Source organism: Paenibacillus sp. PSB04, from assembly GCF_025809195.1.
Lineage (GTDB): Bacteria > Bacillota > Bacilli > Paenibacillales > Paenibacillaceae > Paenibacillus_AQ > Paenibacillus_AQ favisporus.
This window is the reverse complement of sequence record NZ_CP081301.1, coordinates 2,905,429-2,918,118: the sequence shown is the minus strand read 5'-3', so window position 1 is coordinate 2,918,118 and position 12,690 is coordinate 2,905,429. Positions and strand designations below refer to the sequence as shown.

Below are 12,690 nucleotides of genomic sequence, written 5' to 3'. Positions count from 1 at the left end.
CCCCGTGATCGTCCGTTTAGTCGGCTTATAGCGTCCGGTCCATCCGTCAGTTATGGGTTACGACGGCGCCGGATCCGCCGTACATTTCCAGCTCTTCGTCGAACTCCAGCTTCAGCACCGTTACCTGCTCATGGGTGTCCTCCGGGGTCATGTGAATCCATGTCGTTCCCGGGATGTTGAACCACGGCACCCCGCCGTGAATTTCATGCGAAAGCTCTTTGCCCGAGTGGAGCACGGTGATCTTTTTGATCGGGTTGCACAGCCCTTTGAGGCAGACGTTTTCCTTCGGATCGTCATAGACAAACAGGTACAGCGTCTTGCGGTCCTTGGACACCGTGCTGCCTCCGAGGTAATAACGGGTCATGATGCCTTCCTCCGTGCCGAACACCGCCTCTTCGTGAGTGCGGATCCAATCGCCCAATCCGAGCAAAATATCTTCCTGCCGCCTGTCGATCGTGCCGTCTTCCCGCGGTCCGATATCGAGCAGCATGTTGCCGCCCATCGAAATGCAGTCACAGAACATGCGGATGATCTGGTTCAGCGACTTGTATTTGTTATCTGTCGGCACGTAGCCCCAGGACGTGTTGATCGTCGTGCAGAACTCCCATGGCCCCTCCGGTCTCGTGATCGGAATGCCCTGCTCCGGCGTTTTGTAATCGCCGTGGCCCTGCAGGCGGGAATTGATAATGATGTCCGGATTCAGCGTGTGCAAATATTCCTTAAAGGCCGGCAGGTTCCACTGCTCGGCGCTGCGCTCCCAGTCCCCGTCGAACCAGAGCAGATCGACCTTGCCGTAATTCGTCAAAATTTCCCGCAGCTGGTTGTTGTTAAACTCGAGGAACTTCTGCCAGCGCTCTTCGTCCTGAATGCCGTCTTGAGGACTGGAGAAGCGGTTGGCCGTGCTCAAATCCTCCGGCACCTTGCCCCCTTCATAGACACTCGGATAGTCGGGATGGGACCAGTCGATCAAGGAATAGTACATGCCCAGATGGATCCCGCGCTTCTGGATGGCCTCCGCGTACTCCTTAACGATATCCCGCTTGGCCGGCGTTTTCTGAATGACGTTCAGATCGCTGTACTTCGTGTCCCAGAGCGCTACCCCGTCATGGTGCTTCGTTGTCAGCACCGCATATTTGGCGCCGGACTTTTCGATCAAGTCGGCCCACGCTTCAGCATCGAATTTCGACGCCGTAAATCCGTCCAGCTGCTTCATGTATTGTTCATAGGGAATGTGTCCGTTGTAAAATGACCAGGATTCAGCCACTCCTTCGACGGCATAAATGCCGTAGTGGATAAAAATCCCCAGCTTTGCGTTTTCAAACCATGGTTGCATATCGGTCGCACCTTTCGCGTTGTATTCGGTTGTTTATAGGCGGTGTTTGGATCTATACTCTTATGCCGCGCCTGCCCGTTGTCTTAGCGGATACGGAACACGTGCGCGATCGGCGCCAGCCCTTCGCGTTCCTTCTCCGGAAGGCGGATGGCAACGCCGTCATCCGTGCGCCGGAATTCCAGGTTGTCCGCTCCGCCGACGAGATCGATCCGGCTGAACGGCTGCTGCAGCGGCAGATGCAGCTCCGCTGGAACCGCTTCGTGCTCGTCCCGGTACAGGTAAAAGGCGTAAGTCGTGTCACCTTTTTGGGTGAACTGCACCCGGCCGACCGAATACGGCTCGCAAATGCGTGTGCCATAAATGGCTTCGCCGTGAACCTTCAGCCATGCGCCCATGCCCTTGATGCGGGAGATGGCCGTTTTGGAAATCCGTCCGTCCGGCTGCGGTCCCACATTCAGCGCCAAATTGCCGCCCTTAGCAACAATTTCAACCAGCAGATGGATCAGCTGCCGGACCGTCTTGTAGTCGTCCTCATAGCGGAAGGAGAAGGCCGATCCCATCGTGATGCAGCTCTCCCAAGGTACGCTCAGCGCGCGTTCGGGCAGCGTCTGTTCCGGCGTGATCAAGTTTTCGTAAGGTCCGCCTACCGTGCGGTCCGCCGACAGCAGCCAAGGCTGAATTTTCCGCGCCCGCTCAACTACTTCGCCCAGACGAATGTTCTGATCCCGATAGTCGTTGACCCAGCCGGCATCCAGCCACAGTACGTCGATCTTTCCGTAATTCGTCATGAGCTCCATGATCTGTTCATGCGTGAACTGGACGAACTGCTCCCACAGCCACGGATATTCCTTCGGATCGTAGGTCGGCCCGCGGGATGTCGTTGTTCCCGGCTTCATCCCGGGAGCCCAGTAATACGGGGTGTGCCAGTCCGCCTTGGAGAAGTAGGCGGAGATGCCGAGCCCTTTTTCCCGGAAAGCGTTAAACAGCTGCTTGGTGATATCCGCGTATTTGTGCGTATGGAACGGGCAGTCCGGCCCAGTGATACGGTAGTCGGTCGTCTTCGTATCCCACATGCAGAACCCGTCATGGTGCTTGGTCGTAAAGTTTAAATATTTAAACCCGTTCTCGGCGGCCAGATCCGCCCACAGCTCCGGCTGGAAACGGAGCGGGTTGAACGTTTTGTTCAAGGCAAAATACTCGCGTTTCAGCTCCTCCGCATCGATGTCCCAGTCGATTTCGTTTCTGGACCATTCCTCATCCACGTCGCTCAGCGCCCAGGATTCCACCAATCCGAGCTGGGAATAAGGCCCCCAGTGCATCATCAGGCCCAGTTTCTGGTCCTTGAACCACTCCAGACGCTCCAGCAGCAGCGGATCCTCGGGTTTCACCCAATGTTCTTCACTGCTGTAATTGTGGACGCCTTCCACGACGACGGACTCCTGTTCTTCCTGGACCTGCTTGATTTCGCTCATCTTACACCCTCCATTGATTCGGATTTTTATCATAGATTGAGCTGCCCGCCGCTAAACCGCGCCTTCCTATCAACAAAATTCTCCATATTTCGACTTCGTTCGTTTTTCTCTCTATGTCCAAAAGCCCGAAATATTGGTATCATGGAACTTGATCAGACGCATTACGGTTAACGGGAGGCAGAATTGTTGAAGAAAAATTACTTCAAGTCCAAGCTGTTTTTGAAATATATCTGGTCCTATTTGTTTATCTTGTTGATTCCCTTGATCCTCATGACGATCTTTATTTATGAAAACGCTGTGACGAATCTCCGCTCCGAGATCGAGCACTCCCGGCTGGATCAGCTGACCCAGACTAAAGTGATCATTGACGGGCGGATGAAGGAGCTCAGCGAAATCGCTTCCCGTGTCTCCTATGACGAGAGGCTGACGAAATACCGGGTCCATGACCCGCTGACGAGCGGAGACGCCATTCAGGCACTGGATCAGTACAAGGCAACCAGCTCGATCATCGGCGAAATTTTCCTCTATTTTCATAAAGATGAGAAAATCTATTCCAGCAACGGCCTGTACAATCTTGATGTATTCGCCAAAAAGTTCAGCTTCCAGAGCTGGGACAAGAGCCGGATGTTCAAGGATCTCAATGAGGGCCAGTATCCGGAGATGCGTCCCGCCGATACGGTCAGCAACGCTTCCGGTTTAAAAGAAACGATGCTCGCGTACCTAATTCCGATTACGCCCAACAGTCCGACGCCGCACGGAACGGTCATGTATTTGATCCGGGAATCCGAGCTTACTAGCCTGATCGATTCCATTCTCGGCAGTTATCAGGGGCTGACGTATATTCTCGACAACGAAGGCCGCATTCTGGTGGACAACCGTCAAGGCGAAGCGCTCACCGGAAGCGAGGCCAAGTCGCTGATCAATCTGTCCCCTGGCATTCACGAACGGACCATTAACGGCAAGGCGCATTCCATCGTCTCGGTCAAATCCGACAATAACGGCTGGACCTACGTTACCGCCATGCCGAGTTCGCAATTTTTCAGCAGCGTTCTGCACGTGCGGAGCTTTATCATCATGCTGTTCATCATTGTCGTCCTAGTCGGCGCGGCCATCGCGCTGCTCCTTGCCCGCATGCAGTACCAGCCGATCTCGATGCTCGTGGAGTTTGCCTCCACCAACTCCCCGGCCAAGCGGCCGCAGAGCGGCAAGACGCCGTCCGGCAACGAGCTGGACCGGATCCGCACCGCGCTGCAGGAATACAGCTCGCGGATCGATTTGCAGGAGCCGTTCGCCCGCAACCACTTCCTTTCGATGCTGCTGAAGTACGGCAGCGCCCAGAGCCTGTCGCCGGAGCTGCGGGAGGCGTTCGACCTTCATTTTGACCGGTCACGCTACTTTGTGATGGTCATCGGGTCGGAGCCGGCAGAGCAGGAGAAAAGCGACCGGCAGGACCGCACCGAAATGATCCGGCTGCTGACCCAGATCGAATTCCCTGAGCTGGCAGCTCTCGGCTATGGCGTGGAGCTTCCGCAGCTGGACCAGCTGGGGCTCATCATCTGCTACGATCCGGAAGAAGGCGCCGAGGAGTTCAACCGGATGCACCAGATCGTTGAGGCGGTCCGCGGCTGTCTGCTCGAATCCTTCGACGTCTTTCCGATGATCGGCGTCGGCACCAGCTATCCGAGCCCGGACCAGCTGAACCAGTCCTTCATCGAAGCCTGCTCGGCTTTCGAGCTGCGGGCCACCACCGGCCAAGGCAGCGTCACGTATTTCGAGAAGCTGTCCTACACGCCGGACCATACGGCCTGGGTGCCGAACAACACGCTGATGAAGCTGTCCCAGAGCTTGAAGCAGGGCAGCTACGACGTTGCCGCCCAAATTATCTCCTTGTCGGTGCAAGACCTGCAGGCGGCCGAGGTATCGGCGATGCTGATGCGCTGCGTCTGCTTCGACCTGCTCAACACGATCCTCAAGACCGCATCCGAGCTCGGTATCCACAGCGTGCTGCAGGACGTGCCTCCAGGCATGGTGTACAGCAGCTCGCTCGAGGAAGTCGAACGCGGCCTGCTCAGCCTCGCTTCCCGGGTCTGCAGCCAGGTCGAGCGGAATAACCAGAAGGAAGAGCAGTCGATGATCGATCGGATCGTCGCTTACATCGACGGGCATTACACCGACCATACGCTGAGCCTGGAGAGCGTCGCTTTTGAATTCGACATCTCGCCGTCCCACGTCAGCCGGTCGTTCAAGGAAAAGATGGGGCTGAACTTCATCCAGTATGTCTGGCAGAAGCGCCTCGAAGAAGTGATTCATCAGCTGCGGACGACCAGCGATCCGCTCAAGGACATCATTCTGCGGGTCGGCTACCAGGACACCCCGAACTTCACGCGGAAGTTCAAGAAGGAGACCGGCTACACGCCGGGGCAGTACCGGAAGCTGTTCTCCGAAACCGGCCAGCCTCCCGCTTCTTCCGATCCGGACGAGGAATGAGGCTGCGCCTCTTCCCGCTTCTTCTTAAAGCAATAGCCAACTCCCCTGCCGCTTGCGCAGCAGGGCGATGTTGGCTATTTGCTTTTGCATGGTACGGATGATCCGGTTACTTGCCCGAGTTCCAGCGGTCGTAAGCGCCCTGGTACAGCTCGGCGATCCGGTCGCCTCCCATTTTTTTGATTTGCGCTGCATACTTGTCCCAGTTCGAGAGCGGTTCCTGGCCGGTCACAAACTTCGCTTCCATCTGCTTGACATAAGTGTTCAGGTCGGACAACAGTGCCGTTGCTTCCGTCTGCTCTTCATTGGTCAAATAGACGTTCGGGAACGGCGTTTTGCCGATCGGCGTCAGCTTCTCCGCGTTTTCCTTGTCGATGAAGCGGTCGAAGTCGCTCTTCAGCCCTTTGGTCAATTCCGCGGAATTCATGCCCGGTGCGAGAATGCCGTAGTTCGGCGTCAGTGTGCCGCGATATTCCTCACGGTCGCCGCCGCCCGGTACCGGCAGCCATTCTTTCTCATGGGCTTCTTTATCTTTGTATTTCCACAGCGTATTTTCCGGTCCCTGACTGAACAGCGTCGCTCCGTCATAACCGTATTGGTAATCGATCCAGCGCATCGTCGCTTCCGGATTCGGGTCCTTGCTCGTAATCGCAAACGTACCGTTGGCCGAAATGCCCGGATGCTTGCCGTAGACTGGCGTTCCCGGAATTTCGCTGGCGACCGGCGTCATCAGCGGGTTGTCCGAGCTTGGCTCGCCGCCCAGCGTGAAGTAAGGGAAATAGTCGTTGAACACGCCGATCTGGTTGTTTTGCCCCTTGGCCTTCTTCTGATCCGGCGTCTGCGAGAACGTCTCGTGATCCAGAAGGTCTTCCTTCCACAGTTTATTCATGAAGGTCAGGTAGCCCTTATAACCCTCTTCTTGCGGCGTATAGTGCACTTTTCCGTCCTTGTCGGCGTAAATGACTTCGTCATAGATGCCCCAGAAGCCGAGGAAATACATGCGCAGGTCGTCCAGCTTGACCGAGGTCAGCGGAATTTCATCCTTTTTGCCGTTGCCGTTCGGATCTTCGTCTTTGAAGCGTTTCAGAAGCGTGTACAGCTCGTCGGTTGTCTTCGGCAGCTCGGTTACGTTCAGCGCCTTCAGGAACTTGCCGTTATACCACATCGGGCTGCGGTACCATACCGCCGACAGATCGATGTTCGGGAGCGCGTAGATATGCCCGTCAGGCGTCGTAAACGACTTGCGGATATCCGGATGCTCGTCGAAAATTTTCTTGATGTTCGGCGCATAGCCTTCGTCGATGTACTTTTCGAGCGGGATCAGAACGCCCTGACTTCCGTATGTCACCTGCTCCGCCGGTTTCAAATCCGCCGCATAAAATATATCCGGCAAGTCGCCGCTCGCGAATACGAGGTTCTTTTTCGTCTCAAAGCTGTCGATCGGCGAAAGCTGGTATTCCAGGTGGATGCCCGTCAATTTCTCCATCTCTTGCAGTACGGGCATTTTGTTCCAGTCGGCCACGCCCGCGTCCTGGGACATCACTTTTAGCGTGAGCGGCTTGTCCACGATCGGAAAGCCTTCTTTTTTAACCCCTTCGGCCGCAGATCCGGCAGCTGAGGAGGAACCCCCGTCGCCGTTGGAACCGCAGGCTGCCAGCAGGCTGGCGGATACGGTGAGGCAGAGCAGAATGGATGACGCCTTGCGAAGCTTTTTCATGTTTTATAAACTCCCCTTTTTGACTTGATGTCGATTCTAAGCAGGCAGGATCAGCCCTTTACGGAACCAATCATAACACCTTGCACAAAGTAACGCTGGAGAAATGGATAAATGACAATCACCGGAATCGTGGCGACGATAATCACGGAATACTTCACCAGAGCGGCGATTTCCGCCTTGTTATTCATCGCGGCTGCCGTGGAGGCGTCGATCGCTCCTCCGCCCTGCGCGGCCATTTCCTGCAGCACCAGAATCTGGCGCAGCACCAGCTGCAGCGGGTATTTCGCCGAGTCGTTCAGGTAAATGAGCGCCGAGAAGTAGCTGTTCCAGTTGCCCACCCCGTAGAACAGGGCCATGACCGCGATGATTGGCATCGACAGCGGCAGGATAATCTTCACGAACAGCCGCATGTTCGTACACCCGTCGATCTGCGCCGCTTCCTGCAGCTCCTTCGGAATCGAGCTCTGGAAGAACGTCCGTGAGACGATGATGTTCCAGATCGACGCGGCCGACGGAATGACGATCGCCCACATCGTGTTGACCATGCCCAGCTGCTTCACCAGGAGGTACGTCGGCACCAGGCCGCCCCCGAAAAACATCGTGACCATGAACATGCCCATAAAGAAGTTGCGGCCGACAAAGTCCTTGCGGCTCAGCGCATACGCCGCCGGCAGCGTCACGAGCAGGTTGATCGCGGTCCCGACCACGGTGTACAGAATTGTGTTGCCATACCCCGTCCAGATGCTTGTGTTCTCGAACACCCGCTTGTAGCCGTCAAACGTAATGCCTTTCGGCCACAGCCACATCTCCCCCGACCCGACCGCTTTCGGGTCGCTGATGGAGGCGCTGACCATGTACACCAGCGGGTAGAACACGATTAGAAACGCCAGAAACACATACAGGTAATTGAAGGCGAGAAAAACTTTATCCCGCCGGGTTTCTCTGACTCCGGATAACATCGAAGCCCCTCCTCTCTACCACAAACTGTTCTCGCTCGTACGGCGGACGATCTGATTGACGACGATGAGCAATACCGCATTGATGACCGAGTTGAACAGGCCGATGGCGGTCGAGAAGCTGTACTGCGCATCCACCAGACCCGAGCGGTAGACGAAGGTGGAAATGACGTCCGACGAGCTCATGTTGAGCGGGTTTTGCAGCAGCAGGATTTTCTCAAAGCCGACCCCGAGCAGGCTGCCCATATTCAGGATGAGCAGGATAGTCATCGTCGGGATCAGCACCGGGATGTTGATGTGACGCACGCGCTGGAAGCGCGAGGCCCCGTCGATAATCGCCGCCTCATGCAGCCCCGGATCAACGCCCGAGAGCGCGGCGAGATAGATGATCGTGCCCCAGCCGGCGCTCTGCCACACGTCCGAGAAGACGTACATCGTCTTAAACCAGCGCGGGTCGGTGAGGAAGTCCGGCGCTTTCAGTCCCAGCCCCTCGATCATGTGGGTGACGATCCCCGTCGACGGCGAAAGGAACGTGATAATCATCCCCGCCATAACGACCATGGAAATGAAGTGCGGCGCGTACGTCACCGTCTGGGACAGCTTCTTGAAGAAGCCGTTTCGGACTTCGTTGAAGGCCAGCGCCAGAATGATCGGGATCGGAAACCCGATGGCCAGCGAGTACAAGCTGATGCTCAGCGTGTTCCAGAGTAGATCCCAGAAGTAGTAGGAATGAAAGAAGCGGACGAAGTGGTCGAAGCCGACCCACGGGCTTCCCGTGATTCCTTTTGTCGGAATGAAGTTCTTGAACGCGATCTGGATACCGTACATCGGCCCGTAACAGAAAATAAGAAAGTACAAAAAGGCCGGCGCAATAAACAGGTACAGCTCCCAGTTCATAATGATGCGCTTCCATAAACCTTTGCCTTTTCTCTTTGTCGGCATGGCCGCCGCCGGGCGGCCGGCAAACGCCGTATTGGTTTCCTGCATAGGATCACCCCTTCCTGATAAATGGTTTGTGCTCCACCCATCGTTGCCACAGTATGTCAGGTGTGCTAACGCTTACATTTTTACGATAGCCCAGGGAGCGGTGCACGTAAATATGTCATTTTAGCTGCTGCCCCTAAGCCCCGGTGACAAGGTGCCTGCGGCCTGATGACAAGCGGCTTGGACAAGCGGACAATGTGTCATTTTTGAGTGATCCGGCGTGATAAGGGCGGCATATCAAAATTGACCAACCGAGCAAAAAAGACTCCCGGCTCAATCGGCCGGCAGCCTTCCTCTTGTGAAGTTATCCTTATGTCTCGCCCACCTTCTTTCCCAAAAATTACATTCCGGGTTGGGGGCCATATTGGTTATCCGTCTCCTGACTTGCCTGACAGGTTTGCACAACAAAAATAATGATACCCACGATCGGTATCAGGGCGATCAAGTTCCACCAACCGCTTCTTCCCGTATCGTGGAGTCTGCGGCATGCAACCGCCAAAGCCGGCAAGAAGGTAGCTGCAAAATAGATCCCGGATAATATGTAAGACAGCCCCACGATTTCCTCGAGGACGGAAAGCACGATGTAGATCACTCCTTCATACAGCATAAACATCCAATATTCCTTTTTGGATGCCCTCCCCTGAAATCCTGCGTAATTTTTCAATGCTTTTAAATACCATTCCATCCTAAACTTCCCCTATCCTATATTGAATCCGATTGAGTTTAGCATGAAATAGAACACAGCAGATACCATCAAATTTTTCCATGAAATTTCAGAAATGAAAAAAAGCGGCCGTCTGCTGAGAAGTCGGCTGCTTTACAAAAGGATCATGATTTTGATTTGGCCTCCCTTTTAAACTTGAGTGCAGCAAGGATAAATAACGCTCCTCCCAGCATCCAAAATGGCTCCCAAAAAAAGAGCCTCCACCTGAGCGCAAAATCGTCAATCTGCAGGGACAGCAGCCCTATGCAGGCAAAAATAAGAGAAACAACGTTGGCCAGGCCATAGAAGAATAGCAAAATCCCCGCTAGTAGCCCTAGAACATACAAAACCCGGTTCGTCATGCTGGACCATGGCCTTAGAAGCAGCAGCAAAAATAAGCCCCCGCACAATTTCACGAATCCAGTAAGCCAGACTATGGCTATGAACGATGCTTCCCTTTCTATGGCTTGATTATAGATGAACCCTCCTAATGTATTTACGCCAATCATGCCTCCGCCTGCCCAGTAAAAGCTGATGATCGCAAACAGAAGGCACCAGATAAACCCCGTAAAGATATACACTTCTTTATGTTGGATCATTCCCATCCTTTGCCTTCCCTTAATAGTCATCGCACTCCTGCCTAAGTCCGGGCACTTTTTGAGCTATGCAGTATCCATTTTGCCCATTTGTGCTCTCAATTGTCTATCTCTCTCCATCTTTTAATAATGCGTCAAAATAGCATCGCCTTCTGAAAATATCGAATATGTAAACCAATCTATCAATTTATTCCTATGGATTGGCAGACAAACCGCTTGTCCCAAGAAATACCCCGCATATGCCCGTTTTCTCAAAATATAGCCGTTAGTCTAGCAAATGATAGTTATCAGTCCATGCCAAATGTGAAGCAAACCCATACTCTGTAGACAAATCGACAGGAGGTGTATATCATTGCATTGTCCAAGAAAGCATTGCAGAGGTAAAATTGTTTTTCACCACCATAGAAATAAGAAACACCGCGTCATTAAAAAGATCGTAAAGGTAAACTGTCCTCCCCCGAAAATTAAAGTAAATGCTCCGGCCGGTCCTCAAGGTCCTGCAGGAGCACAAGGTCTCCCGGGACCACAAGGTCTTCCTGGAGCACAAGGCATTCCAGGACTACAGGGTGCTACCGGTCCTCAAGGTCCTGCAGGAGCACAAGGCCCTGCCGGTCCTCAAGGTCCTGCCGGTCCAGCCGGGGGCATCGCATCGTTTGCATTCTTGTGCAGCACGGTCGATCAAACCGTAGCCGCAGCCCCTACTCCCGGTGGCCAAGGCGGCGCCGTCACTTTTAATAACTCCGTCATTAACGGAACGGCCACTTCTTTTACCAGCCCTTCCACCGTCAATATCCTGGAAACCGGTTTCTATAACATCAGCTGGGAAGTATTCCCGACTGCCGGAAACAGCGCATTCGGCCTGTTCTTCGATCCGGATGCCGCCGGACCGCTGCCTGCCACGCTGGTTCCTTGCAGTAATTATGGCTCCGGTGCGGGCAATAACCCTTATCAAGGTCAAGTCGTAGCACGATTAACCGCGGGAGGCATCTTGACTCTGAACCGAACCGATAATATGGGTACCCAAACACTTCAGGGTAGCATAGGCGGCGGAACGCCTACGACTAGCGCTTCGATCGTCATTGAAAAATTGGCGTCGGCCTAAACAACCTAGCGGCGGCTCCAAGATTATTAGTAATATATGCGCAAGAAATCGCTTTGCTACTAGCATAGCGATTTCTTGGCGTTTGTTGCATATTTGATCATCGGTTTTCAATCAAGATCCAAATCAGCTTTGCTGAGTTTCTTGTTTTGATAGAATGTGCTTCACGCCCCACTCGCTGATCTGATCCAGAAATTCAATCATAGACCGTCCCGCCGAAGTCAGCGCATATTCCACTCTGGGCCGGGGCTCCGGGTATGATTTCCGTTCAATAATGCTGTCACGCTCCAGCTCACGGAGCTGTTCCGTCAGTACCTTCTTGGAGATGGACGGTAAATGGCGCTGCAATGCGCTGTAACGCACGGGCTGGTCGTTTTTGTACAAATACCGGTATATCGGTATCTTCCATCTCCCGCTTAGACTGGATATGACCACCTCGACCGGACACTCATTCAGCTGCACAGGCATTGGACTCCCTCCATATTTTTTCCCAACATTATACACCAAGCTGCGTGCGCATGCCTGGATACAAAAAAGTGCCTTATTGTTCCCGGCATGGACCCAGCTCTATAATGGCTCGTGAGGGGGGAAGCGAACATGAAAATCGGGATTTTGGGATCCGGAAATGTAGGTAAAGCGTTAGCTAAAGGTTTAGCGGTGTCGGGCCATCGCGTTGTCGTGAGCAGCCGGGAACCCGATCATCCGAAACACGCATCTTGGAAAAAAGAGACCGGTCGTTCGGTCGGAATGGTCACTTTTGACGAAGCCGCCCGGTTTGGAGAGACGATCATTCTGGCGCTTCCTTGGAATGGTTTGAAAGACGTGCTGGAATCCATCGACCTGCCTGTTTAAAAAATAAAACCGTCATCGACGTCAGCAATGCCGTATCCTTTGACGGCGGGCCGCGTTTGCTCCATAACGAAACATCTGCAGGGGAAATCGTGCAACAGCTGCTGCCTGACAGTTATGTCGTTAAAACACTCAATATCGTCAGCGATCAAATCATGGTTCACCCGCATTTTAGCGAAGGCTCACCGGTCATGTTTATGTCCGGCAACAACTTGGAGTCCAAGGAGCAAGTCAGGACTCTGTTGAAAGACCTCAGCTGGTCAACGATTATTGATCTGGGGGATATCAGCCGAAGCCGCCTTCAGGAATCCATCATGCTTGCCTGCGTCATCAGCGAAATGCAGCTGCCATCACCGAGTGCGGCATTTGCCTTGTTAACGCGTGGATAAATTCGTCATCGATCCGTTCGGAAACATGGTGGAAAGTTCGGAGCATCCAGGTAAAACAACAGGATATGTCGTTTATCACTTGTCGCCAAAAACTGGACAGCACACCGC

At 53.9% G+C, this 12,690-nt stretch carries 12 protein-coding genes; 4 read left to right on the top strand and 8 right to left on the bottom strand.

Annotated elements, in window-relative coordinates; translation table 11 throughout:
- Positions 1-46: 46 nt before the first annotated feature.
- Positions 47-1,333, bottom strand: a complete 1,287-nt coding sequence (locus tag K2F33_RS13535) for an alpha-L-fucosidase (RefSeq protein ID WP_263881978.1) — start codon at positions 1,331-1,333, stop codon at positions 47-49.
- A gap of 83 nt (positions 1,334-1,416) precedes the next feature.
- Complete coding sequence (locus tag K2F33_RS13530) at positions 1,417-2,805, bottom strand: alpha-L-fucosidase (protein ID WP_263881977.1); 1,389 nt, start codon at positions 2,803-2,805, stop codon at positions 1,417-1,419.
- Positions 2,806-2,991: 186 nt separating this feature from the next.
- On the opposite strand from K2F33_RS13530, the gene K2F33_RS13525 reads away from it, so the two are divergent.
- Positions 2,992-5,292 (top strand): helix-turn-helix domain-containing protein, encoded by a 2,301-nt coding sequence (locus tag K2F33_RS13525; RefSeq protein WP_263881976.1) that lies wholly within the window; start codon positions 2,992-2,994, stop codon positions 5,290-5,292.
- 106 nt (positions 5,293-5,398) lie between these two features.
- On the opposite strand, the gene K2F33_RS13520 is transcribed toward K2F33_RS13525, so the two are convergent.
- From K2F33_RS13520 to K2F33_RS13500, 5 genes are all read right to left on the bottom strand, one after another.
- Positions 5,399-7,006, bottom strand: a complete 1,608-nt coding sequence (locus tag K2F33_RS13520; protein ID WP_089548583.1) for a type 2 periplasmic-binding domain-containing protein — start codon at positions 7,004-7,006, stop codon at positions 5,399-5,401.
- Positions 7,007-7,056: 50 nt separating this feature from the next.
- A complete protein-coding gene (locus K2F33_RS13515) occupies positions 7,057-7,965 on the bottom strand; it encodes a carbohydrate ABC transporter permease (protein ID WP_076173532.1) in 909 nt (302 codons plus the stop codon).
- A gap of 15 nt (positions 7,966-7,980) precedes the next feature.
- Positions 7,981-8,949, bottom strand: a complete 969-nt coding sequence (locus K2F33_RS13510) for an ABC transporter permease (RefSeq protein WP_145950258.1) — start codon at positions 8,947-8,949, stop codon at positions 7,981-7,983.
- 337 nt (positions 8,950-9,286) lie between these two features.
- Complete coding sequence (locus tag K2F33_RS13505; protein WP_263881975.1) at positions 9,287-9,631, bottom strand: DUF805 domain-containing protein; 345 nt, start codon at positions 9,629-9,631, stop codon at positions 9,287-9,289.
- Between the two features lie 143 nt (positions 9,632-9,774).
- Positions 9,775-10,254 (bottom strand): DUF3995 domain-containing protein, encoded by a 480-nt coding sequence (locus K2F33_RS13500; protein WP_256992953.1) that lies wholly within the window; start codon positions 10,252-10,254, stop codon positions 9,775-9,777.
- Between the two features lie 652 nt (positions 10,255-10,906).
- Between K2F33_RS13500 and K2F33_RS13495 the strand changes: the two genes are divergently transcribed.
- Positions 10,907-11,347: a hypothetical protein gene (locus K2F33_RS13495; RefSeq protein ID WP_244879490.1), complete on the top strand. Its 441-nt coding sequence runs from the start codon at positions 10,907-10,909 to the stop codon at positions 11,345-11,347.
- Positions 11,348-11,470: 123 nt separating this feature from the next.
- Here the strand turns inward: K2F33_RS13495 and K2F33_RS13490 are convergent, their stop codons facing one another.
- Positions 11,471-11,812, bottom strand: a complete 342-nt coding sequence (locus K2F33_RS13490) for a winged helix-turn-helix transcriptional regulator (protein ID WP_076173529.1) — start codon at positions 11,810-11,812, stop codon at positions 11,471-11,473.
- A gap of 129 nt (positions 11,813-11,941) precedes the next feature.
- Here K2F33_RS13490 and K2F33_RS13485 point away from each other — a divergent pair, with 129 nt between their 5' ends.
- Both K2F33_RS13485 and K2F33_RS13480 read left to right on the top strand, forming a co-directional pair.
- Positions 11,942-12,196 (top strand): NADPH-dependent F420 reductase, encoded by a 255-nt coding sequence (locus tag K2F33_RS13485; protein WP_263881974.1) that lies wholly within the window; start codon positions 11,942-11,944, stop codon positions 12,194-12,196.
- 89 nt (positions 12,197-12,285) lie between these two features.
- Positions 12,286-12,582, top strand: coding sequence for a hypothetical protein (locus K2F33_RS13480; protein ID WP_263881973.1), 297 nt, complete (start codon positions 12,286-12,288; stop codon positions 12,580-12,582).
- Positions 12,583-12,690: the final 108 nt, after the last annotated feature.

What these genes read in the sequence shown, in the direction of transcription:
- K2F33_RS13535 (WP_263881978.1), bottom strand. Translation starts at nt 1,333, where the DNA reads ATGCAACCATGGTTTGAAAACGCAAAGCTGGGGATTTTTATCCACTAC.
- K2F33_RS13500 (WP_256992953.1), bottom strand. Translation starts at nt 10,254, where the DNA reads ATGGGAATGATCCAACATAAAGAAGTGTATATCTTTACGGGGTTTATC.
- K2F33_RS13510 (WP_145950258.1), bottom strand. Translation starts at nt 8,949, where the DNA reads ATGCAGGAAACCAATACGGCGTTTGCCGGCCGCCCGGCGGCGGCCATG.
- K2F33_RS13490 (WP_076173529.1), bottom strand. Translation starts at nt 11,812, where the DNA reads ATGCCTGTGCAGCTGAATGAGTGTCCGGTCGAGGTGGTCATATCCAGT.
- K2F33_RS13530 (WP_263881977.1), bottom strand. Translation starts at nt 2,805, where the DNA reads ATGAGCGAAATCAAGCAGGTCCAGGAAGAACAGGAGTCCGTCGTCGTG.
- K2F33_RS13515 (WP_076173532.1), bottom strand. Translation starts at nt 7,965, where the DNA reads ATGTTATCCGGAGTCAGAGAAACCCGGCGGGATAAAGTTTTTCTCGCC.
- K2F33_RS13520 (WP_089548583.1), bottom strand. Translation starts at nt 7,006, where the DNA reads ATGAAAAAGCTTCGCAAGGCGTCATCCATTCTGCTCTGCCTCACCGTA.
- K2F33_RS13505 (WP_263881975.1), bottom strand. Translation starts at nt 9,631, where the DNA reads ATGGAATGGTATTTAAAAGCATTGAAAAATTACGCAGGATTTCAGGGG.
- K2F33_RS13485 (WP_263881974.1), top strand. Translation starts at nt 11,942, where the DNA reads ATGAAAATCGGGATTTTGGGATCCGGAAATGTAGGTAAAGCGTTAGCT.